Below are 20546 nucleotides of genomic sequence, written 5' to 3'. Positions count from 1 at the left end.
TGGGCCGCTTGCACCCGTCCATCAAGCGCAAGCAGCTATATTTTTTATAGCATATCAAGACCACAGCAGAGCTGGGCGTGCAGCAGGCCTGCATTCTGGGGGCGCGCCGCGTCATCACGGCGTCACGCAGGTCGCTTCCAATGGGCGGTTCCTGCAGCCCGAGGGGCTGCGGGCGCACCGCCTTCCCTTCCCCGATGCTGCTGCTCAAAACCGACAAAGCCCGCCTGGAACTGTCTCCGGGCGTCCGCACGCTGAGCCTGCGTGAGCGCTCCCTGCTCCTGCTGGCCGACGGCACCCCACTGGAGACCTTGCACGCGATGTACAGCGGCGGCGGCGCGCAGATCGTCGACGGGCTCGTCCAGCAAGGGTATCTGGTTGCGGTGGACGCCGCAGGCGCCGCTCCCGGCAACGCGGCCGCGGCACCCGACGCCGCCTCCGCGGCCACCACAGACGTCGCCCCCAAATCGCTGGCGGGCACGCGCATGTACCTGTTCGACATCTGCGAACGCATGTTCGCGCGCCGCAACGCCTTGCTGGCGCAGAGCTTCCACGAGGCGCTGCGCAACGCGCGGGACCGCAGCAGCATGCTCGACGTGAGCGAGGCACTGCTGGACGAGATCACGCTGCTGGCCGGGCCGGAGCGGGCGGCGTCGGTGCGGGAACGCATGGAGCAATTGCTGCCGGCCTAGCGCAATACGCCTGCAGCGCGGCGGCGCGGCCTGCAGCGGCGCCTCAGGCCGTGGCCAAGCGCCACAGCGATGTGAGCTCGGCCGCGCGGGCCGCGTGCAGCGGGTCAGTGGAATCGGCGGCCTTGGCGTGGCGCGGGCGCACATCATGCCGCTCCACCACGCGCAGGCCGCCCGCAGCGATCCATTCCAGCAGCTGTGCGCGCGGGCGCAGCCCGAGGTGCTCGGCCAGGTCGGACAGGATCAGCCAGGCCTCGCCGCCCGGCGCCAGGTGTTCGGCCACACCAGCAAGAAAGCCGCGCAGCATGCGGCTGCCTTCGTCGTACACCGCATGCTCGATGGGCGAGCTGGCGCGGGCGGGCACCCAGGGTGGATTGCACACCACAAGCGCGGCGCGGCCGGGCGGGAACAGGTCGGCCTGCACGACCTCCACCGACGCGGCGGCACCCAGGCGCTGCAGGTTGTCCTGCGCGCAGGCCAGGGCCCGGGGGTCCTGATCGGTGGCCACCACGCGCTGCACGCCGCGGCGCGCCAGCACGGCGGCCAGCACGCCGGTGCCGGTGCCGATGTCGAAGGCCTGCGCCTTGGCGCCGGCGGGCAGCGGCGCGGCCGCCACCAGGTCGATGTACTCGCCGCGCACCGGCGAGAAGACACCGTAGTGCGGGTGGATGCGGTTGCCCGGGGGGGCGCCCAGGGCGGGAATCTCCACGCCCTTCTTGCGCCACTCGAACGCGCCCACCAGCCCCAGCAGCTCGCGCAGGGAGACGACGCAGGGCTCGCCCGTGGCCGGCCCCCAGGCCTGCGTCAGCACCTGCTGCAGGTCGGGCGCGCGGCGCAGGGCGATGCGGTAGTCACCCTCCACCGGGATCAGCACCTGGCCCAGCGTACGGGCCCGCTGGGCCTGCGCCTGCCGGTGCAGATGGAAGGCCTGTTCGGGCGTGACTCCGGCGGCTGCGGCCGCGGGCTTGGGCGCCCTGCCCTTGCCGCGGCCCCGTGCGCTGCCGCCACGGCCGGCGGAGCGCGCATCCGCGCGGCGCATCAGCGCCTGCAGCAGATGGCGGGCGTTCTGGAAGTCGCCCTGCCAGAGCAGCCCCGTGCCCTCGCAGGCCATGCGGTAGGCGGCGTCCGCTGCCAGCGTGTCATCGGCCAGCACCACGCGGTGCGGCGCCAGGGCGCCGCTTTCGGAGCGCCAGCGCGCGCTGTGCTCCTGCCCAGAGGCGGTGGTGGTCCAGTGGATCATGCGAAGGCGCGGCGGGGTGGACGACGTTCGGTGCAGGCAGCGCGGCTCAGTTCAAGGGGCGCTTGAGGCGCACTTCCTCGATCTTCACGCCGCCGATCACGGCCGTCTTGGCCGTGGTCATTTCACGCTTGAAGCCGGCCAGCTCGTGGAAGCGCAAGGCGCGTTCGTTGCGCAGCGGCACCCAGGCGGTCACGTTGGTGCAGCCCTCTTCCTGCAGGCCGTCGCGGGCGGCGTCCCACAGGGCCACGCCGACGCCCTGGCTCCAGTGCGTGGGGGCGGCGTAGATGGCCCAGATCTCACCGGTGGTGGGACGGGACTTCTCATCGCGCGAACGGTCGAAGCCGACGAAGCCGACGATCTTGTCGCCGTCGACGGCGACCTGGACCTGGGGCTCGCAATACTCGATCGCCTCGCGCCAGTAGGCCTGGCGTTTCTCGACCGAAGACATGGATTTCAATTGGTCGTCTGGAACCAAACCGCGGTAAGCCTCCGTCGCGGATTGCGTGTGGATCTGTGCAATGGCTTTGGCATCACGGAGGGTGGCGGGACGGACCTGGATACTGGACATGGGGAGAAACAATCGAACCGGGAAACGGTGAAGGGAAAACGAAAAACCCGTGATTGTCGCGCAAATGAGATTTCTCGGTCCACCGGCGCCCTCTGGCGCCGCGCCCCATGCAATCTACGGCAGTCGCCCTTTTGCGATCCAATCGGCTGCACCGCCCGCCAATACTGCGCAGATAGCTACCAATTCAATAGCATTCGCCTACCGCAACCCGAGGGCCGCCGTACCTGCCGAAAACCTCAGAGCCAGCGGCGCATCAGCCCCACCACCTGGTCGAAGCGTGCACCGTACGGCGGATACAGCCAGTGCCCCAGGGACCACCGCGACTGCGCCATGACGGACTTCTGGTGGCAAAAGCGCAGAAAGCCCGCCTCGCCGTGGTAGGCCCCCCAGCCGCTGTCGCCCACGCCGCCGAAAGGCAGGTTGTCGTGGGCCACGTGCATCAGCGTGTCGTTCACCGTCACGCCACCGCTGACCGTGCGGCGCAGCACGTCGTCGCGCACCGCCTCGCTGCGGCCGAACCAGTACATGGCGAGCGGGCGCGGCCCGGCGTTGATGTGGGCGATGGCGTCGTCCAGCCGCTCGTAGCCCAGCACGGGCAGCACGGGGCCGAAGATCTCTTCCTGCATCAGCTGCATGTTCAGCGTGGCGCCGAACACCAGCACCGGCGGCATCTGCCGGCCCACCCCATCGCCGATGCCCTGCGGCGGCGGCGGGGGCGATCCGGGCACGGGCTCCAGCACCTCGATCTGCGCGCCCTGCGTCTGGGCCTGCTGCAGCATGGTGCGCAGCCGTGCCAGGTGGCGCGCATTGATGACCGATGCGTAGTCGGGATTGCCCTCGAAGTAGGGAAACAGCTGCGCCACGGCCGCGCGGTAGGCCTCGGCGAAGGCGCTCTCGCTGCCGTGCGGCAGCAGCACATAGTCGGGCGCGATGCAGGTCTGGCCGGCGTTGAGCAGCTTGCCGTGCGCGATCTTCAGCGCCGCGTCGCGCAGGTCGCAGTCGGCGTCGATGATGCAGGGGGACTTGCCGCCCAGCTCCAGCGTGGTGGGCGTCAGGTGGACGGCGGCGGCCTGGGCCACCTTGCGGCCCACGGCGGTGGAGCCGGTAAAGACCAGATGGTCGAAGGGCAGCGAGGCGATCAGCGCGGCGGTGGCCGCATCGCCCTGCACCACGCAGAACTCGTCTGGGGAGAAGAACTGCGCCACCAGCGCCGCCAGCTGCGCGGACGTGTGCGGCGTGAGCTCGCTGGGCTTGAGCATCACGCGGTTGCCGGCCGCCAGCGCCGCGATGGCGGGCCCCAGCGCCAGCTGCACGGGGTAGTTCCACGGCGCGATCACGCCGACCACGCCCAGCGGCTGGCGCGCGATCCAGGCCTGCGCGGGCTGCAGGTGCAATGGCGTGCGCACCTTGCGCGGGCGGCACCAGCGCGACAGGTGCCGCAGGGTGTGCGAGAGCTGCGCCCGCAGCACCAGCAGATCGGCCACTTCCGTCAGGCGCGGAGACCGCATGCCGAAGTCCGCCTGCACGGCTGCGGCCAGCGCCGGGCCGTGCTCGTCGATGAGCTTGCGCATGCGCAGCAGGCGCTCGCGGCGCACCAAGAGCGGCACGTCGATGTGCGCGCGACTGGCCTGGCGTTGGACTTCGAACTGGTTGCGGATAGCGTCAGGCGTCATGGCAAGCATCATAGGCACCGGGCGTGCAACGGCCTGTAAACGGGCGTCTCCAAGCCCACTCAATGGCATCACTCATCCACGGCGTTCCGGGATGGGCCGCCCGCGCGGCGTGGCAGAGAGAGAGAAATAAGGCGAGGCGCATAGGCCGCCGTCGCACCGGCACCGGCACCGGCACGAAGCGAAGGCGGGTCCGGCGCAGGCGGTTACGAGAGAAAGACAGTGCGAGGCCTGATCAGCGCACTTCGCGCGCTTCGACATCGCTCACGTCGCGCGCGCCGGGCAGTTCGCGCGAGCGCATGCCGGGGGCGGCATCCGGTGCCTCGGCGCCGGTCGCCGCGCCGCGGGCCGACCAGCGGGCCGTGCTGCGGTACACCGTGCTCCAGCCCGTGCGCGGGTCCATGCGCATCGTCCAGGGCATGACGGGACGGCCGGTCACGCGTGCCCACAGGGCCCGCAGGCCCCACACCGCGGCCAGCAGCGCCGCTGCGAACAGCAGGCTCAGAAACACCACGACGCCCATCGCAACGACCACCAGCCGCAGCGTCCACCGGACCAAGCCGGCCACCAAATCGTTCAAACCATGCCCCTTTCTGGCAGGGCCGCGTTCGCCGCCGCACGGTGGTGCGTGCCGGCGACCGCGGCCTGTCTCCAGCTTAACCCGTTGCGGTCTCGCCGAAGCGGAATACCCCCGGCGCCGTCACCGGGTCAACCTCGACCGGAATGACGCTCTTGGGTGCGTAGCGGCCTTCCAGCAGCAGCTTCGAGAGCGGGTTCTCGATGCGCTGCTGGATGGCACGCTTGAGTGGCCGCGCGCCGAACACGGGGTCGAAGCCGACCTTGGCCAGCTCCGCCAGCGCGGTGTCGGACACCTGCAGCGTGAGGTCCATCTTGGCCAGGCGGGCCTCCAGCAACTGCAGCTGGATGCGTGCGATCGCCTCGATGTTCTTCGCGTCCAGGGCGTGGAACACCACCGTCTCGTCGATGCGGTTCAGGAATTCGGGTCGGAAATGGTTCTTGAGTTCCCCCCAGACCGCTTCCTTGATGTCGTCCGACTCCTGGCCCACCATGGCCTGGATCAGGTGCGAGCCGATGTTGCTCGTCATCACGATCACCGTGTTCTTGAAGTCCACGGTGCGGCCTTGGCCATCGGTCAGGCGGCCGTCGTCCAGCACCTGCAGCAGCACGTTGAACACGTCCGGGTGGGCCTTTTCCACCTCGTCCAGCAGCAGCACGCTATACGGCTTGCGGCGCACGGCTTCCGTCAGGTAGCCGCCCTCCTCGTAGCCCACGTAGCCGGGCGGCGCGCCGATCAGGCGGGCCACGGAGTGCTTCTCCATGAATTCGCTCATGTCGATGCGGATCAGGTGGTCTTCGCTGTCGAACAGGAAGCCCGCCAGCGCCTTGCACAGCTCGGTCTTGCCCACGCCCGTGGGGCCCAGGAACAGGAACGAACCCGTGGGCCGGTTCGGGTCGGAGAGGCCCGAGCGCGAGCGGCGGATGGCGTTGGCCACCGCGGCGATGGCCTCGTCCTGGCCGACCACGCGCTCGTGCAGCTTGCCCTCCATCTGCAGCAGCTTGTCCTTCTCGCCCTGCATCATCTTGGCGACGGGAATGCCCGTGGCGCGGCTCACCACTTCGGCGATCTCTTCCGCACCCACCTGCGTGCGCAGCAGCCGGTTGGGCGTGGACGCGCCGTCCTTGCCCTCTTCCTTGGCCTGCGCCTCCTTCAGCTGGCGCTCCAGGTCGGGCAGCTTGCCGTACTGCAGCTCGGCCACCTTGTTGAAGTCGCCCTTGCGCTTCAGGTCCTCGATCTGCAGCTTGACCTTCTCGACCTGCTCGCGCACCTGCTGGCTGCCGACCTGGGCCTGGGCCTTCTCTGCCGTCCAGACGTCTTCCAGATCGGCGATCTCCTTCTGCAGCCGCTCGATCTCTTCCTCGATCAGGCCGAAGCGCTTCTGCGAGGCCTCGTCCTTCTCGCGGCGCACGGCCTCGCGCTCGATCTGCAGCTGGATCAGGCGGCGGTCGAGCTTGTCGATGGCCTCGGGCTTGGAGTCGATTTCGATCTTGATCTTGGCCGCCGCCTCGTCGATCAGGTCGATGGCCTTGTCGGGCAAAAAGCGGTCGGTGATGTAGCGATGCGACAGCTCGGCCGCGGCCACGATGGCCGGGTCGGTGATCTCCACGCCGTGGTGCAGCTCGTAGCGCTCCTGCAGGCCGCGCAGGATGGCGATGGTCGCCTCCACGCTGGGCTCGCCCACCAGGATCTTCTGGAAGCGCCGCTCCAGCGCCGCGTCTTTCTCGATGTACTTGCGGTACTCGTCGAGCGTGGTCGCGCCCACGCAGTGCAGCTCGCCGCGCGCCAGGGCGGGCTTGAGCATGTTGCCCGCATCCATGGCGCCCTCGGCCTTGCCGGCGCCCACCATGGTGTGCAGCTCGTCGATGAAGACGATGGTCTGGCCCTCGTCCTTGGCCAGCTCGTTGAGCACGCTCTTCAGGCGCTCCTCGAACTCGCCGCGGTACTTGGCACCGGCCAGCAGCGCGGCCATGTCGAGCGACAGCACGCGCTTGCCCTTCAGGCTCTCGGGCACCTCGCCGGCCACGATGCGCTGGGCCAGGCCTTCGACGATGGCGGTCTTGCCCACGCCCGGTTCGCCGATCAGCACGGGGTTGTTCTTGCTGCGGCGCTGCAGCACCTGGATGGCGCGGCGGATCTCGTCGTCGCGGCCGATCACCGGGTCGAGCTTGCCAGCGCGGGCGCGCTCGGTGAGGTCGAGCGTGTACTTCTTGAGCGCCTCGCGCTGGCCTTCCGCGTCGGCGCTGTCGACCTTCTGGCCGCCGCGCACGGCGTCGATCGCGGCCTCCAGGCTCTTGCGCGTGAGGCCGTTGTCCTTGGCGATCTGGGCGGCGTCGCCCTTGCTGTCGATCAAGGCCAGCAGGAACAACTCGCTGGCGATGAACTGGTCGCCGCGCTTAATGGCCTCCTTCTCAGTGGCCTGCAGCACGCGGCCCAGCTCGGGGCCGCCCTGCACCTGGTCTTGCCCGTGCACCTGCGGCAGGCGCTTGACGGCCCCCTCGGCAGCGGCCAGCAGGCCCTGCACGTTGGTGCCGGCACGCTGCAGCAGCGCGCGCGGGCCGTCGTCCTGGCGCAGCATGGCCACCAGCATGTGGACGGGTTCGATGTAGGCGTTGTCATGCTCCAGCGCGAGCGTCTGGGCGTCGGCGAGAGCCTCTTGGAACTTGGTGGTGAATTTGTCGAGACGCATGGTCAATGTCCTCCGAATTGCCGTTCATCTGGGGCAAGGCGGGCCACTTTTCAAGCACTGCACGCGGCAGAGGCAGACCACGGGACGACCGCCATGCGCCCATATCGCTCACCTATTGATAGCTGCCCGCGCTTATCCAGCAACCGCCAGAGGCCTATTTCACCCCAAACCGGGCACCCGCGGGACCCGGGGCCGGCGCGCCGCCTTCAGGCGTTGGAGGCGGCGATGCCCCAGCGCGCCAGCGCCGCGTCGTCGCTCACGCGGGCATCCACCCAGCGGGCGCCATAAGGGGTGACTTCCTTCTTCCAGAACGGCGCCTGGGTCTTGAGGTAGTCCATGAGGAATTCGCACGCCTGGAAGCTCTCGCCGCGATGGGCCGACGTGACAGCCACCAGCACGATCTGGTCGAGCGGCGCCAGCAGGCCCACGCGGTGCACCACGCGCGCACCGAAGATGTCGAAGCGCGCGTAGGCCGCGTCCACCATCGCGGCGATGGACTTCTCGGTCATGCCCGGGTAATGCTCCAGCTCCATCGAGGCGACGCTGTCGCCCTCGTTGCGGTCGCGCACCACGCCCACGAAGCTGCACACGGCGCCCACGCGCGCATCCTGCGCCCGCAGCGCGGCCAGCTCGGCGGCCACGTCGAAGTCGGCGGTCTGGATGGCCACGCAGGCCAGCGCGCGGGCTGACGGATCGGCCGGACGGGGCGTGCCGTTCATGGCGAACGGTGCAGGCGGGGCGCGGACAGGGCCACGATCTGCTCCTCGACCACCGTGTGCAGGGTCTTGGCGGCCGCGGGCGCGCCGGGCGCGGCCAGCGCCGTCTGCAGGCGCTTCAGGTCGGCGACGGTGGGCGCCACGCGGATCTGCGCCGTGGCGGCGGGCGCGTTGCCGGCCTTGACCAGGGCCATGATCTTCTGGGTCCATTCATTCGGGTTGCGGGCCATCGGTGCGAAGCTTCTCCTGGGACAATAGCGGCGTGGATGCGGGCCACACCCCGTGCGCCCGCGACAACCGAACTGTACCCCCGCCATGGCCACGCAGACCATCACCACCGACCGCTACAAGCTCTTCCCCTCCCCGCGCAACGAGCACCGCGTGGTGTTCGAGCACGAGGTGTTCGTGCCCCACCCCTACGCGCTGATCGACCTGCCCAGCTTCGACCTGCGCGGCAAGTACAGCCTGTTCGCGGCCTGCCGGCTGTCGGACATGAAGATGGGCCAGCTCGTCACCTTCGAATTGACGCAGGACATGGAGCGCTTCGAATCGCGCTTCGTGCCGGATTGACCGCCCGCAAACGGCCGCCGCCCGGCGCCGGCACGGCCCGCCGCCGTTGACGTGGCGCAAAGACCGCCGGTTGCCCGCGCGCTGCAATCGCCTCCATCCACAACGATGACGGAGGAAAAGCGCGATGCATCTGCTCAAGGAACTCTTCACCACCCAGGTCGGCCTGTTCAGCGCCGTGGGCATCGGCATCATGCTGTGCATGGCGGGCTTCTTCGTCTGGCTGTTCACGCAGGGCGATGCGCCCCAGGCAGCACGCGGCGCGAAGGACCCGCAGCAGCGCTCCTGAGCGGCCCTCTTCCACTCCCACAAAAGCGCGGCGCCGTCCGCGCTTTTTTTTATGCCCGTGCGCGGTGGCGGGCAGACAATGGCGCCATGTCCGAAGACAACCAGATCCTCGTCCCGCCGTCGTTCATGGCCGTGTACAGCGACGCGCGCAACCGCCTCACGGAGCCGGCCGCCGTGGTGCGCGCCCGCTACGAGCTGTGCGAAGACCTCGCCTGCCACCTGGTGGAGCAGGCGCAGACGCTCTACCACGTGCAGGCGCCGTCAGAGTCCGACATCCTGCTGCGCATCCACGCCGGCCTGCGCGATGCGGGCGCCGGCGTCTCGCCCGCCGAGGCCCGCTGGATCACGCTGCGCCTGGCCGAACTGCTGGAGTGGCGCTGCCCCGAGCTGCCCGCCGCCACGCCCCCGGCCTGATCCGCCACGCCCGGCTGGATATACTGCCGGCCATGTCTGCACACCACGCCACCCTTGACTCCTGCGCCCTGCCGCAGAGGCCCGGCTGCGCAGGCAAAGCCAAAAAACCCCCAGCTCATCTGACCGGAGCTGCGGTTCCGTCCGGATGAGCGACGGAACCGCCTGGCAGGCTTTCTTTTCCCCTTCTCTCTTGCATCGATCGCCTGCCTGAACGGCATGCGTGTGCGTCCATCCGACGGCCTGTTTTCGGTCGTGTTCTGCCATGAAGGATGTTCCGATGCCATCGCCCCTCTCCCGCCCCACGCCTGCGGGCCCCGTCGCCGATTTCTCCGGCCTGTGGATTCCGCTCGTCACGCCGTTCCGCCGCGGCCCTGCCGATCAGGCCGATCGAGCCGATCCGGTCGACCACGCCGCCCTGCGCGCGCTGGTGCACAGCCTGCGCGGCCAGGGCATCGCCGGCCTCGTTGCCTGCGGCTCCACCGGCGAGGCCGCCGCGCTCGATGAAGCCGAGCAGGACGCGGTGCTGGACACCGTCCTTGCCGCAGCGGACGGCCTGCCCGTGGTGATGGGGCTGTCCGGCTACCACCTGGGCCATGTGCTGGCGCGCGTGCGCAGCCTGGCGCACCGCCCGCTGGCGGGCCTGCTGGTGCCGCCGCCGCACTACGTCCGTCCGTCCCAGGCGGGCCTGCAGGGCTGGTTCGAATCCATTGCCGAGGCCAGCGCCTTTCCGCTCATCGTCTACGACATTCCCTACCGCACGGGCGCCACGCTGGAGCTGGCCACGCTGCGCGCCCTGGCCCGCCACCCGCGCATCCGCGCCCTCAAGGACTGCGGCGGCCAGGCGGCGAAGACGCAGGCGCTGATCGCCGATGGCGCGCTGCAGGTGCTGGCCGGGGAGGACGCGCAGATCTTCGCCACCATGGCCGCGGGCGGGGCCGGCGCCATCGCAGCCAGCGCGCATTGGCAGCCGGCGCGCTGGGTGCAGTGCATGCAGGCGATCGCTGCCGGCGACCTGCAGCGCGCTCGGCAGCTCTGGCAGGCGTTGCTGCCGCTGGTGGAGCCGTTCTTTGCCGAGCCCAACCCGGCGCCGATCAAGGCGCTGCTCGCTGCGCAGGGGCAGATGGAGGGCGGCTTGCGGGCGCCGATGACGGCGGCATCGCCCGCTTTGGCGCAGCACATGGTGGCGCTTGCAGAGCAGCAGGACGCGGTATTGGCGCGGTTGGTTGGCTGCGACCCGCTACCAAGAACATAGCTGCCTGCGCTTGATACGCAAAAACTTCAGATATAAATCTATCCGAAATCCTTTATTTTCAAGCGCAACCAGCTACATCTTCAGGAGCATGCAGCGTCCACCCTCACGCTGGCGAGCCGCCGCTGCAACGCGATCACCCGCCCGTGACGGGCGGGAAGAACGCCACCTCGGCGCGGTCGGCCAGGGCCACGTCGTCGCCGCTCATGGTCTGGTCGAGCGCCATGCGCACGGCCCGGCCGCGGGCCAGGCAGTCGGCCCAGGGCGCGCCGCGCGCGATGAGCTCGTCGCGCAGGGCGCCCAGCGTGGCGGCCGTGGTGCGCACGGTTTCGCTGCCCTGGCCCACGGCTTCGCGGATGGAGGCGAAGTAGCGCACCTCGATGGTCTTGTGGACGGCGTCGGTCATGACATCAGCTCGGCAAAGGGAATGAAGCGCACGGTGTCGCCACGCGCGATGGGGGTTTCCGGCGGGTTGTCGACCACGCCATCGCCCCAGGCGGTGGAGGTGAGCACGCCCGAGCCCTGGTGGCTGAACAGCTCCAGGCGCCCGTCCGCGCCCTGGCGCACGCGCAGGAATTCGCGCCGCTTGTCGGCCCGCGGCAAATCGAAGCCGGCGGTGGCGGCAAACGCCTTGGGCGCCACGTCCTGCACGCCTTGCAGGCGCAGCAGAAAGGGCCGCACCAGCACCAGAAAGGTCATGAAGCTGGACACCGGATTGCCCGGCAGCCCCATGAAGTGCGCCACGCCCCCGGCGCGCGGAATCTGGCCGTAGGCAAAAGGCTTGCCCGGCTTCATGGCGATCTGCCACAGGTGCAGCGCGCCCAGCGCTTCGACGGCCGGCTTGATGTGGTCCTCTTCGCCCACGGACACGCCGCCGCTGGTCAGGATCACGTCGTGCGAGGCGCTGGCGCTGCGCAACGCCTCGATGGTGGCATCGCGCCGGTCGGGGACGATGCCGAGGTCGGTCACCTCGCAGCCCAGCCGCTGCAGCAGCGTGCGCAGAAAGAAGCGGTTGCTGTTGTAGATGGCGCCGGGCTTCATCTGCTCGGGCGGCACCTCGCCGGGCATGGCCAGTTCGTCGCCCGTGGAGAACAGGGCCACGCGCGGGCGGCGGGCCACGTCCAGCCGGCCCAGGCCGATGCTGGCGGCCAGCCCCAGGGCGGCGGGCGTGAGGCGCGTGCCGGCGGCCAGCACCTGCGCGCCCAGGGCGATGTCCTCGCCCGCGCGGCGGATCCACTGGTGCGCGGCGGGCACGGCGTTCACGCGCACGCTGCGGCCCTCGTCCAGCGCTTCGCAGTCCTCCTGCATGACGATGGCGTCCGCCCCTTCGGGCAGCGGCGCGCCGGTGAAGATGCGGGCGGCCGTGCCGGCGGCCAGGGGCGTGCCCAGGCTGCCGGCGGGAATGCGCTGCGACACCGGCAGCACGGCGCCGGCGGCAGCCACATCGGCGCAGCGCACGGCGTAGCCGTCCATGGCGCTGTTGTCCTGGGGCGGCACCTGCAGCGGCGACACGGCCGCGGCGCGCAGCACGCGGCCGTCGGCATCGAAGGTGTCCACGGTGTCGGTCCCGGCCAACGGGGTGGCCTGGGCCAGCAGATCAGCCAGCGCATCGGCCAGCGGCTTCATCGGAGGGCGCATCGGAGAAGGTCCTTAGAACTTGTTTACGATCTCGCAGGGGTCGCGTTGGAGCGCAATCGGAATGAGTGGACGCTTCGGATGCGCCGCATGGGCTCATGCCCATGCAAGCATTCGAGGCGTTCAATCGCCCGATTTCGCTCCAACCCTTCGGGCAGTGGCGTTTGCGGGCGGTCTGCGGCGTTGCGGCGCTTGTGGATAGCCGAGCTATCCACTGCGCACCGCGCCTTGCATCCCCTCCCGCAAACACCACTGCGCGGCCCCTGGAAGATCGTAAACACGTTCTTACGGCACACGCGCTGCGGGCACGCCGCGCGGTGCATAGTCAAAACGGGGGCCATGGGCCAGCAGCCAGTCGGCCAGCGGCGTGGGGGCGTGCACGTCGAACACGGGCAGCGCCGTGGGCTGGGGCAGTTGGTCGGCACGATCGGTGGCGATGGCCTGCACCCAGGCGTCCTCAGGATAGCGCGCCGGGCGCGCCGCGTAATCGGCGGACGGTGCGCGCCAGACCTCGACCTTGGGCACATCGGCCTCCTTCAAGCCTTCCACCAGCACCCAGTCCACGGCCGGGTCCAGTTCGGCCAGCAGGTCGTGCACCGAGGGCTCCTGCCGCTGCTCGAATTCGCGCAGCAGCGCCAGGCGCCGGTCGGACGCGATCACCACCTCGAAGGCACCGGCCTCGCGGTGGCGCCAGCTGTCCTTGCCCGGGTGGTCGATGTCGAAGCGGTGGTGCGCATGCTTGACGACCGACACGCGCTGGCCGCGTACGCGCAGCAGCGGGATGAGCTGGGCGATCAGCGTGGTCTTGCCGCTGCCCGAGAACCCGGCAAAGCCGACCACCTTCATGCTGCCACTCCTGCCGTCACTCTTCATTTAATAGCTGTCAGCGCTTGATGGACAAGCGCTGCAGCCCGATTTGGCATCGAACCCAGGATTCAGCGTTCCGCCACCCTGCACCGCCGCAGCCCCGGCGCGCAGGGCCGCAGGGCGGTGGACGGCATCAATCGCAATGCCGTGCGATGTAGGCCTTCACCAGGGCCACATCGGCCGGCATGACGTGCACGCGCTTGGGCAGGGCCTCGATGCCGTCGAACTTCGGCGGCCGCTCGGGCGCATGGCCCAGGGCTTCGAAGATGGTCTCGGCGAACTTGATGGGCAGGGCCGTCTCCAGCACGATCATCGGCACCGCCGGGTCGCCCCGGTGCTGCAGCGCCACCTTCACGCCGTCGGCGGTGTGGGTGTCGATGGTCACGCCGTGGCGCTGGTAGTTGTCCTTGATGGTCGCAAGGCGGTCGGCGTGCGTGCTCTTGCCGCTCAGGAAGCCGTACTTCGCGGCCGCGTCGGCAAAGCGCGCATCCTGGCTCAGGTCGAAACGGCCGTCCTGGGTCAGGGCTTCGCCGAACAGTGCCTGGGTCTGCGCGGCATCGCGGCCCAGCAGGTCGAACACGAAGCGCTCGAAGTTGCTGGCCTTGCTGATGTCCATCGACGGGCTCGACGTCTCGTGCGTGTCGGCGCTGCCGCGCACACGGTACACGCCGGTGCGGAAGAACTCGTCCAGCACGTCGTTCTCGTTGGTGGCGACCACCAGCTTGTCGATGGGCAGGCCCATCATGCGCGCCACATGGCCGGCGCAGACGTTGCCGAAGTTGCCCGACGGCACGGTGAAGCTCACCTTCTGGTCGTTGCGCTCCGTCGCCTGCACGTAGCCGGCGAAGTAGTACACGACCTGCGCCAGCAGGCGCGCCCAGTTGATCGAGTTGACGGTGCCGATCTTGTACTGGCGCTTGAACGCCAGGTCGTTGCTCACGGCCTTGACGATGTCCTGGCAGTCGTCGAACACGCCTTCGATGGCGATGTTGTGGATGTTCTCGTCCTGCAGGCTGAACATCTGCGCCTGCTGGAAGGCACTCATGCGGCCGTGCGGGCTGGTCATGAAGACGCGCACGCCCTGCTTGCCGCGCATGGCGTACTCGGCCGCGCTGCCGGTGTCGCCACTGGTCGCGCCGAGGATGTTCAGCTCTTCGCCGCGGCGGCCCAGTTCGTACTCGAACAGGTTGCCCAGCAGCTGCATGGCCATGTCCTTGAAGGCCAGCGTGGGGCCGTTGGACAGGGCTTCGAGCCAGAGGCCGTCTTCGAGGTGGCGCAGCGGCACGATCTCGCCGGTGCCAAAGACTTCGGCCGTGTACGTCTTCTCGCACAGGCGCTTGAGGTCAGCCGCCGGAATGTCGTCGATGTACAGCGACAGGATCTGGAACGCCAGCTCGGCGTAGCCCTGCTCGTGGTAGGCCTTGCGCAGGCGCGTGAGGGCCGCGTCATCGATCTGCGGATAGCGCTCGGGCAGGTACAGCCCGCCATCGGGCGCCAGGCCTTCGAGCAGGATGTCGCAGAAGCGCTTGCGGTCCGGGTGGCCGCGCGTGGAGAGGTACAGCATCAGTTCAGCTCCTCCTTGCGGATGCGCGTGATGGGCGCCAGCACCGTGGGCAGCGCCTGCATCTGCGCGATGGCGTCGTTCATCGTGCCTTCGCGGGTTTCGTGCGTCAGGATGATGAGGTCGGTCTGCGTGGAGCCTTCGCCGCCCACCTCATCGGCTTCGCGCTGCAGCACGGCGTCGATGCTGATGCCGGCACCGGCCAGCAAGCCGGTCACCTTGGCCAGCACGCCGGCCTGGTCGGCCACCCGCAGGCGCAGGTAGTAGCTGGTGGCGAATTCGCTGGCCGGCAGCACCGGCAGCTGGGCCTGCGCCTTGTCCAGGGTGTGCGGCTGGAAGGCCAGGTAGGGCACGCGGTGCTCGGGGTCAGCCGAAGCCAGGCGGGTGATGTCCACCAGGTCGGCGATCACGGCGCTGGCCGTGGGCTCGCTGCCCGCGCCCTTGCCGTAGTACAGCGTGGTGCCCACGGCATCGGCCTGCACCACCACGGCGTTCATGGCGCCTTCCACGTTGGCGATCAGGCGCTTGGCCGGGATCAGCGTGGGGTGCACGCGCAGCTCCACGCCGTCGGCGTCTGCACCCGAGCGGCGCTTGGCGATGCCCAGCAGCTTGATGCGGTAGCCCAGCTGCTCGGCGTACTTGATGTCCGCGCCGGCCAGCTGCGTGATGCCTTCCACATAGGCCTTGTCGAACTGCACCGGAATGCCGAACGCGATGGCCGACATGATGGTGGCCTTGTGCGCGGCGTCCACGCCTTCGATGTCGAAGGTCGGGTCGGCCTCGGCGTAGCCCAGGCGCTGCGCTTCCTTCAGCACCACGTCGAAGTCCAGGCCCTTGTCGCGCATTTCGGACAGGATGAAGTTCGTCGTGCCGTTGATGATGCCGGCGATCCACTGGATGCGGTTGGCCGTGAGGCCTTCGCGCAGCGCCTTGATGATGGGGATGCCGCCGGCCACGGCCGCCTCGAAGGCCACCATCACGCCCTTGGCCGATGCGGCCGCGAAGATCTCGGTGCCGTGCACGGCCAGCAGGGCCTTGTTGGCCGTCACCACGTGCTTGCCGGCGGCGATGGCTTCGAGCACCAGCGCCTTGGCGATGCCGTAGCCGCCGATCAGCTCGACCACGATGTCGATGTCGGGATTGGCGATCACGGCGCGGGCGTCGTTCACCACCTGCACGTTCGCGCCGGCCACGGCACGGGCGCGCTCCACATCCAGGTCGGCCACCATGGTCACCTCGATGCCGCGGCCCGCGCGGCGGCGGATCTCTTCCTGGTTGCGCTGCAGCACGTTGAAGACGCCGCTGCCCACGGTGCCAATGCCCAGGAGGCCTACTTGAATCGGTTTCATGGTCGAGATATCAGTCAAATCACGCTGCAGCGCTTGTTCTGATTGCGCATGCAGCTATCAAAAAAAAAAAGGAGTTTCAGGCCGTACCGTGGCGTTGGCGGTATTGCGCGAGGAAGTCTGCGAGACGGCCGATCGCCACGCGCAGGTCGTCCTCGTGCGGCAGGAAGACGATGCGGAAGTGCTGGTTGTCCGGGTAGTTGAAGCCCGAACCCTGGACCAGCATGACGCGGGTCGCGCGCAGCACTTCCATGAAGAACTGGCGGTCGTCGGCGATGGGGTACATCGCCGGGTCGAGGCGGGGGAACATGTAGAGCGCCGCCTTGGGTTTCACGCAGCTCACGCCCGGGATCGCCGAGATGAGTTCGTAAGCCAGGTCGCGCTGGCGCCGCAGGCGCCCGCCCTCGCGGACCAGGTCGTTGATGCTCTGGTAGCCGCCCAGCGCGGTCTGGATGGCCCACTGGCCGGGCACGTTCGAGCCCAGCTTGATGTTGGCCAGCATGTTCAGGCCTTCGATGTAGTCGCGGGCCACGGCCTTGTTGCCGGACACCACCATCCAGCCCGCGCGGTAGCCGCACGAACGGTAGGCCTTGGAAAGCGAGTTGAAGGTCAGCGTCAGCACATCGGTCGACAGGCTGGCGATGGCCGTGTGCTCCACGCCGTCGTACAGCACCTTGTCGTAGACCTCGTCGGCCATGAGCACCAGCCCGTGCTCGCGCGCGATCTCCACCAAGCCCTTGAGCAACTCGTCGGAGTACAGCGCCCCGGTCGGGTTGTTGGGGTTGATGACCACCAGGCCGCGGGTGCGCGGGGTGATCTTGCTGCGGATGTCGTCCAGGTTAGGCATCCAGCCGTTGGCCTCGTCGCACAGGTAGTGCACGGGCTTGCCGCCGGCCAGGCTGGCGGACGCCGTCCACAGCGGGTAGTCGGGGGCGGGCACCAGCAGCTCGTCGCCGTCGTCGAGCAGCGCGGTGGTGGCCATCACGATCAGGTCGCTGGCGCCGTTGCCCAGGTAGATGTCGTCGAGCGTCACGCCCGATACGCCTTGTTGCTGGGTGTAGTGCATCACCGCCTTGCGCGCGGCGAAGATGCCCTTGCTGTCCGAATAGCCCGCCGAGTTGGGCAGGTTGCGGATCATGTCCTGCTGGATCTCTTCCGGCGCATCGAAGCCGAACGGCGCGAGGTTGCCGATGTTCAGCTTGATGATCTTCTGGCCCTCGTCCTCCATCTGCTTGGCCGCATCCACGATAGGGCCCCGCACATCGTAGAGAACGTTACTGAGCTTGGCGGATTTGTGGACGGTCTTCATGCTCTGCGGGGCAACAATGGGCCGGAAAGGGAGATGGATGCCGCACCAGGCGCGCGCACCTGGCGAAACCTATAATTTGACCACAGTTCCCACCGCCAGCCCGGGCCTTCGCGCCCCTGCCCCCGGCGGCCCGCCACGGGCCGTCTGCCCACCGGACACCCCATGAAATTCCAGCCCGACCGCTCCGACGCCCAGACCATCAGCGGCTATGGCCCGGGCTGGATCGGCATCGATGGCGAACGCCTCACCGCCAGCGTGGTGGTGGGCTCCCGCGGCCAGCGCCAGCCGTGGAACTGCACCCGCTTCGAGGACCTCACGCCGGAGCACTTCGCCCAGTTGGCCGAGCTGGATACGGAGCTGATCGTGTTCGGCAGCGGCGCGCGCAACCGGTTTCCGCCGCCGGCCTGGCTGCAGCCGCTGATGGCCCGCCGCATCGGCCTGGAGACCATGGACACCCAGGCCGCCTGCCGCACTTACAACATCCTGGCGGGCGAAGGCCGCAACGTGGTCGCGGCGCTGCTGCTGGAAACCACCCCCTGATTTGTGTTCTTTGGTTACAGACTGCGAGTCGCGTCAGAGGTCGTTTCGGGGTAAAATCTCGGGTTGCGGTCGGGGGCCCTACAAGAGCAATAACACACCCGCTCCCCCGACTTATCAACGACTACATCCAGAGAGATTGAAGTGCCATGGCGATCGTTGTCAACAAACCCCTCCCAGAATTTGAAGCCAACGCGACCGGCGGAGTCAAGGTATCCAACACCTCGCACCTCGGCCAGATTCTGATCCTGTACTTCTATCCCAAGGACAACACCCCCGGCTGCACCACCGAGGCCATGCAGTTCCGCGACAAGTACAAGGACTTCGTGAAGGCCGGCGCTGCGGTGTTCGGCGTGTCGCGCGACAACATGAAGTCGCACGACGACTTCAAGGAAAAGCTCGAGCTGCCCTTCGAACTGATCGCCGACACCGAAGAGAAGATGTGCCACATGTTCGGCGTGGTCAAGAACAAGATCATGTACGGCAAGAAGGTCAAGGGCATCGAGCGCAGCACCTTCCTGGTGGGCCCCGACGGCCTGCTGGTCCAGGAATGGCGCGGCCTGAAGGTGCCCGGCCACGTGGACGAAGTCCTCAAGGCCGTGAAGTCCATCAAGGCGCTGAAAAAAGCCGCCTGAGGCGCTGCGGCGTATCGCCGCGGTGCGTCACGGGGAGCATGCATAATGGGTCAATGCCGCTGAGAAACGCAACGTCCTCCCCCGACCCGAAAGCCGCCTTGGCCTCCAGGCGGCTTTTTGCTTTCTGACCCTTCCTTTCGCGAGGCCCTTGCACCATGCCCCTGCCCCCCGCCCCCACGAAGCGCGCCGCACTGCTCTCCCCGGATGCCTATAACAACCCGGCGGCCCTGGAACCACAGACCCCTGTTCTAGAAGATATCTCCGCCGCCGATGCGCCCGCCGCACGCGGCACCCGCAGGAAGAGCGCGAGCACCTCCACGCGCGCCGCAGAACGCCGGCAGGACGCTCCTGCCGCACGTGCCAGCACCGCCGCGCCGGCGCCGACCGCAGCGGCCACGACGACGGCTACGCCTGCACCCACCCCGGCCCGCGGCCGCAAATCCCCCGCCACCGCACCGGCGCCTGCCAGCCGGGCCACGCCCGCCCCGGTTCCTGCCACCTCGCCAGCGGCCAGCGCGCCCAGTTCCGCGCCCGTGCGTGCGGCCCACGAGCCCATGACCACGGCGCCGGCCGGCCGCACGCGCAAGCAGCGCGGCACGGGTCCCAAGAAGATGTTCGTGCTGGACACCAACGTGCTGCTGCACGATCCGACCAGCCTGTTCCGCTTCGAGGAACACGACATCTTCCTGCCGATGATCGTGCTGGAGGAACTCGACGGCCACAAGAAGGGCATGACCGAAGTGGCCCGCAACGGCCGCCAGGCCAGCCGCACGCTGGACGCGCTGGCCGCCGCCCAGGGCGCGGACATCGCCCTCGGCCTGAAGCTGGACTCCACCGGCCAGAAGGCGGCCGGCGGCTGCCTGTACTTCCAGACCGCGCCGCTCGACTACAGCCTGCCCACCAGCCTGCCCCAGGGCAAGGCCGACAACCAGATCCTGGGCGTGGTGGAAGCCCTGCGCAAGCTGCACGCCCCGCGCGAGGTGGTGCTGGTGTCCAAGGACATCAACATGCGCGTGAAGGCGCGCGCCCTGGGCCTGCACGCCGAGGACTACCAGAACGACAAGACGCTGGAGGACGGCGACCTGCTCTACTCCGGCCTGCTGGCCCTGCCACCCGACTTCTGGGTCAAGAGCGGCAAGAACGTCGAGAGCTGGCAGAGCGGCGCGCACACGTACTATCGCATCGGCGGGCCGATCGTGCCGCAACTGATGATCAACCAGTTCGTGTACTTCGAGGCGCCCGGCGAGCCCAGCCTGTTCGCCCGGGTCAGCGAGATCCGCGACAAGACGGCCGTGCTGCAGACGCTCAAGGACTACGGCTCGTCCAAGAACACCGTCTGGGGCGTGAACACCCGCAACCGCGAGCAGAACTTCGCCATGAACCTGCTTATGGACCCGGATGTGGACTTCGTCACCCTCACCGGCACGGCCGGCACCGGCAAGACGCTGATGGCGCTGGCCGCGGGCCTCACGCAGGTGCTGGACGACCGCCGCTACACCGAGATCATCATGACCCGCGCCACCGTCAGCGTGGGCGAGGACATCGGCTTCCTGCCCGGCACCGAAGAGGAAAAGATGGGCCCGTGGATGGGCGCGCTGGACGACAACCTCGAATTCCTGGCCAAGGGCGACGGCGGCAACGCCGGCGAATGGGGCCGCGCGGCCACCAACGAGCTGATCCGCAGCCGCATCAAGATCAAGAGCATGAACTTCATGCGCGGCCGCACCTTCCTGAACAAGTACGTGATCATCGACGAGGCGCAGAACCTGACGCCCAAGCAGATGAAGACGCTGATCACCCGCGCGGGTCCCGGCACGAAGATCATCTGCATGGGCAACCTGGCGCAGATCGACACGCCCTACCTCACGGAAGGCTCCTCCGGCCTGACCTACGCGGTGGACCGCTTCAAGGGTTGGCCGCACAGCGGCCACATCACCCTGGCACGCGGCGAGCGCTCGCGCCTGGCCGACTTCGCCAGCGAGGTGCTCTGAC

General features: G+C 68.7%; 21 protein-coding genes. 8 read left to right on the top strand and 13 right to left on the bottom strand.

The genetic code is table 11. The features are described from left to right. Positions 1-194: 194 nt before the first annotated feature. The gene (locus tag QE399_RS12140; RefSeq protein ID WP_309829058.1) at positions 195-689 is read left to right on the top strand and encodes a hypothetical protein; all 495 of its coding nucleotides are present in this window, start codon (positions 195-197) and stop codon (positions 687-689) included. Between the two features lie 43 nt (positions 690-732). Here the strand turns inward: QE399_RS12140 and QE399_RS12135 are convergent, their stop codons facing one another. The 7 genes from QE399_RS12135 to QE399_RS12105 all read right to left on the bottom strand — a co-directional run bounded on the left by QE399_RS12135 (position 733) and on the right by QE399_RS12105 (position 8376). Beyond that, the gene (locus tag QE399_RS12135; protein WP_309829057.1) at positions 733-1926 is read right to left on the bottom strand and encodes a methyltransferase; all 1194 of its coding nucleotides are present in this window, start codon (positions 1924-1926) and stop codon (positions 733-735) included. Between the two features lie 46 nt (positions 1927-1972). Continuing rightward, positions 1973-2494 (bottom strand): GNAT family N-acetyltransferase, encoded by a 522-nt coding sequence (locus QE399_RS12130; protein WP_309829056.1) that lies wholly within the window; start codon positions 2492-2494, stop codon positions 1973-1975. 236 nt (positions 2495-2730) lie between these two features. Continuing rightward, positions 2731-4167: a coniferyl aldehyde dehydrogenase gene (locus QE399_RS12125; protein ID WP_309829055.1), complete on the bottom strand. Its 1437-nt coding sequence runs from the start codon at positions 4165-4167 to the stop codon at positions 2731-2733. Between the two features lie 232 nt (positions 4168-4399). Further along, positions 4400-4744 carry a hypothetical protein gene (locus QE399_RS12120; protein WP_309829054.1) on the bottom strand — a complete coding sequence of 115 codons (345 nt, stop codon included), beginning with the start codon at positions 4742-4744 and terminating at the stop codon, positions 4400-4402. Between the two features lie 76 nt (positions 4745-4820). Continuing rightward, complete coding sequence (clpB, locus tag QE399_RS12115) at positions 4821-7430, bottom strand: ATP-dependent chaperone ClpB (RefSeq protein ID WP_309829053.1); 2610 nt, start codon at positions 7428-7430, stop codon at positions 4821-4823. Positions 7431-7636: 206 nt separating this feature from the next. Continuing rightward, entirely contained in the window at positions 7637-8149 is a 513-nt protein-coding gene (locus tag QE399_RS12110) for a molybdenum cofactor biosynthesis protein MoaE (protein WP_309829052.1), read from the bottom strand. Then, positions 8146-8376 carry a hypothetical protein gene (locus tag QE399_RS12105; RefSeq protein ID WP_309829051.1) on the bottom strand — a complete coding sequence of 77 codons (231 nt, stop codon included), beginning with the start codon at positions 8374-8376 and terminating at the stop codon, positions 8146-8148. The genes QE399_RS12110 and QE399_RS12105 overlap by 4 nt, the downstream gene beginning before the upstream one ends. A gap of 85 nt (positions 8377-8461) precedes the next feature. Here QE399_RS12105 and QE399_RS12100 point away from each other — a divergent pair, with 85 nt between their 5' ends. From QE399_RS12100 to QE399_RS12085, 4 genes are all read left to right on the top strand, one after another. Then, positions 8462-8716 carry a hypothetical protein gene (locus tag QE399_RS12100; RefSeq protein ID WP_309829050.1) on the top strand — a complete coding sequence of 85 codons (255 nt, stop codon included), beginning with the start codon at positions 8462-8464 and terminating at the stop codon, positions 8714-8716. A gap of 124 nt (positions 8717-8840) precedes the next feature. Next, entirely contained in the window at positions 8841-9002 is a 162-nt protein-coding gene (locus QE399_RS12095) for a DUF3149 domain-containing protein (protein WP_309829049.1), read from the top strand. An 86-nt stretch (positions 9003-9088) separates the two neighbouring features. Further along, positions 9089-9415 carry a hypothetical protein gene (locus QE399_RS12090; protein WP_309829048.1) on the top strand — a complete coding sequence of 109 codons (327 nt, stop codon included), beginning with the start codon at positions 9089-9091 and terminating at the stop codon, positions 9413-9415. A gap of 277 nt (positions 9416-9692) precedes the next feature. After that, positions 9693-10667, top strand: a complete 975-nt coding sequence (locus QE399_RS12085; RefSeq protein WP_309829047.1) for a 4-hydroxy-tetrahydrodipicolinate synthase family protein — start codon at positions 9693-9695, stop codon at positions 10665-10667. Between the two features lie 133 nt (positions 10668-10800). On the opposite strand, the gene QE399_RS12080 is transcribed toward QE399_RS12085, so the two are convergent. The 6 genes from QE399_RS12080 to QE399_RS12055 form a co-directional block, all read right to left on the bottom strand. After that, complete coding sequence (locus QE399_RS12080; RefSeq protein ID WP_309829046.1) at positions 10801-11070, bottom strand: MoaD/ThiS family protein; 270 nt, start codon at positions 11068-11070, stop codon at positions 10801-10803. Then, positions 11067-12302, bottom strand: coding sequence for a molybdopterin molybdotransferase MoeA (locus QE399_RS12075; protein ID WP_309829045.1), 1236 nt, complete (start codon positions 12300-12302; stop codon positions 11067-11069). The genes QE399_RS12080 and QE399_RS12075 overlap by 4 nt, the downstream gene beginning before the upstream one ends. A 282-nt stretch (positions 12303-12584) precedes the next feature. After that, a complete protein-coding gene (mobB, locus tag QE399_RS12070) occupies positions 12585-13145 on the bottom strand; it encodes a molybdopterin-guanine dinucleotide biosynthesis protein B (RefSeq protein ID WP_309829044.1) in 561 nt (186 codons plus the stop codon). 154 nt (positions 13146-13299) lie between these two features. Continuing rightward, positions 13300-14730, bottom strand: a complete 1431-nt coding sequence (gene thrC, locus QE399_RS12065; RefSeq protein WP_309829043.1) for a threonine synthase — start codon at positions 14728-14730, stop codon at positions 13300-13302. Further along, positions 14730-16076: a homoserine dehydrogenase gene (locus QE399_RS12060; protein ID WP_309829042.1), complete on the bottom strand. Its 1347-nt coding sequence runs from the start codon at positions 16074-16076 to the stop codon at positions 14730-14732. Before QE399_RS12060 ends, thrC begins: the two co-directional genes overlap by 1 nt. Before the next feature lie 76 nt (positions 16077-16152). Next, positions 16153-17382, bottom strand: a complete 1230-nt coding sequence (locus tag QE399_RS12055) for a pyridoxal phosphate-dependent aminotransferase (RefSeq protein WP_309829041.1) — start codon at positions 17380-17382, stop codon at positions 16153-16155. Between the two features lie 162 nt (positions 17383-17544). Here QE399_RS12055 and QE399_RS12050 point away from each other — a divergent pair, with 162 nt between their 5' ends. From QE399_RS12050 to QE399_RS12040, 3 genes are all read left to right on the top strand, one after another. Next, positions 17545-17922, top strand: coding sequence for an Mth938-like domain-containing protein (locus tag QE399_RS12050; protein WP_309829040.1), 378 nt, complete (start codon positions 17545-17547; stop codon positions 17920-17922). Positions 17923-18068: 146 nt separating this feature from the next. Then, positions 18069-18554 (top strand): peroxiredoxin, encoded by a 486-nt coding sequence (locus QE399_RS12045; protein WP_309829039.1) that lies wholly within the window; start codon positions 18069-18071, stop codon positions 18552-18554. A gap of 155 nt (positions 18555-18709) precedes the next feature. Continuing rightward, on the top strand, positions 18710-20545 hold the full coding sequence (locus QE399_RS12040; RefSeq protein WP_309829038.1) for a PhoH family protein: 1836 nt from the start codon (positions 18710-18712) through the stop codon (positions 20543-20545). The last annotated feature ends 1 nt before the right edge of the window (position 20546 follow it).

The organism is Paracidovorax wautersii (assembly GCF_031453675.1).
In the GTDB taxonomy this organism is placed as follows: domain Bacteria; phylum Pseudomonadota; class Gammaproteobacteria; order Burkholderiales; family Burkholderiaceae_C; genus Paracidovorax.
Note: the sequence above shows the minus strand (reverse complement) of the source record. Positions and strands in the feature narration are given on the sequence as shown.

Excerpts from the sequence above, each read along its gene's own strand:
- QE399_RS12140 (WP_309829058.1), top strand. The coding sequence starts at position 195 with ATGCTGCTGCTCAAAACCGACAAAGCCCGCCTGGAACTGTCTCCGGGC.
- QE399_RS12135 (WP_309829057.1), bottom strand. The coding sequence starts at position 1,926 with ATGATCCACTGGACCACCACCGCCTCTGGGCAGGAGCACAGCGCGCGC.
- QE399_RS12130 (WP_309829056.1), bottom strand. The coding sequence starts at position 2,494 with ATGTCCAGTATCCAGGTCCGTCCCGCCACCCTCCGTGATGCCAAAGCC.
- QE399_RS12125 (WP_309829055.1), bottom strand. The coding sequence starts at position 4,167 with ATGACGCCTGACGCTATCCGCAACCAGTTCGAAGTCCAACGCCAGGCC.
- clpB (WP_309829053.1), bottom strand. The coding sequence starts at position 7,430 with ATGCGTCTCGACAAATTCACCACCAAGTTCCAAGAGGCTCTCGCCGAC.
- QE399_RS12110 (WP_309829052.1), bottom strand. The coding sequence starts at position 8,149 with ATGAACGGCACGCCCCGTCCGGCCGATCCGTCAGCCCGCGCGCTGGCC.
- QE399_RS12105 (WP_309829051.1), bottom strand. The coding sequence starts at position 8,376 with ATGGCCCGCAACCCGAATGAATGGACCCAGAAGATCATGGCCCTGGTC.
- QE399_RS12100 (WP_309829050.1), top strand. The coding sequence starts at position 8,462 with ATGGCCACGCAGACCATCACCACCGACCGCTACAAGCTCTTCCCCTCC.
- QE399_RS12095 (WP_309829049.1), top strand. The coding sequence starts at position 8,841 with ATGCATCTGCTCAAGGAACTCTTCACCACCCAGGTCGGCCTGTTCAGC.
- QE399_RS12090 (WP_309829048.1), top strand. The coding sequence starts at position 9,089 with ATGTCCGAAGACAACCAGATCCTCGTCCCGCCGTCGTTCATGGCCGTG.
- QE399_RS12085 (WP_309829047.1), top strand. The coding sequence starts at position 9,693 with ATGCCATCGCCCCTCTCCCGCCCCACGCCTGCGGGCCCCGTCGCCGAT.
- QE399_RS12080 (WP_309829046.1), bottom strand. The coding sequence starts at position 11,070 with ATGACCGACGCCGTCCACAAGACCATCGAGGTGCGCTACTTCGCCTCC.
- QE399_RS12075 (WP_309829045.1), bottom strand. The coding sequence starts at position 12,302 with ATGCGCCCTCCGATGAAGCCGCTGGCCGATGCGCTGGCTGATCTGCTG.
- mobB (WP_309829044.1), bottom strand. The coding sequence starts at position 13,145 with ATGAAGGTGGTCGGCTTTGCCGGGTTCTCGGGCAGCGGCAAGACCACG.
- thrC (WP_309829043.1), bottom strand. The coding sequence starts at position 14,730 with ATGCTGTACCTCTCCACGCGCGGCCACCCGGACCGCAAGCGCTTCTGC.
- QE399_RS12060 (WP_309829042.1), bottom strand. The coding sequence starts at position 16,076 with ATGAAACCGATTCAAGTAGGCCTCCTGGGCATTGGCACCGTGGGCAGC.
- QE399_RS12055 (WP_309829041.1), bottom strand. The coding sequence starts at position 17,382 with ATGAAGACCGTCCACAAATCCGCCAAGCTCAGTAACGTTCTCTACGAT.
- QE399_RS12050 (WP_309829040.1), top strand. The coding sequence starts at position 17,545 with ATGAAATTCCAGCCCGACCGCTCCGACGCCCAGACCATCAGCGGCTAT.
- QE399_RS12045 (WP_309829039.1), top strand. The coding sequence starts at position 18,069 with ATGGCGATCGTTGTCAACAAACCCCTCCCAGAATTTGAAGCCAACGCG.
- QE399_RS12040 (WP_309829038.1), top strand. The coding sequence starts at position 18,710 with ATGCCCCTGCCCCCCGCCCCCACGAAGCGCGCCGCACTGCTCTCCCCG.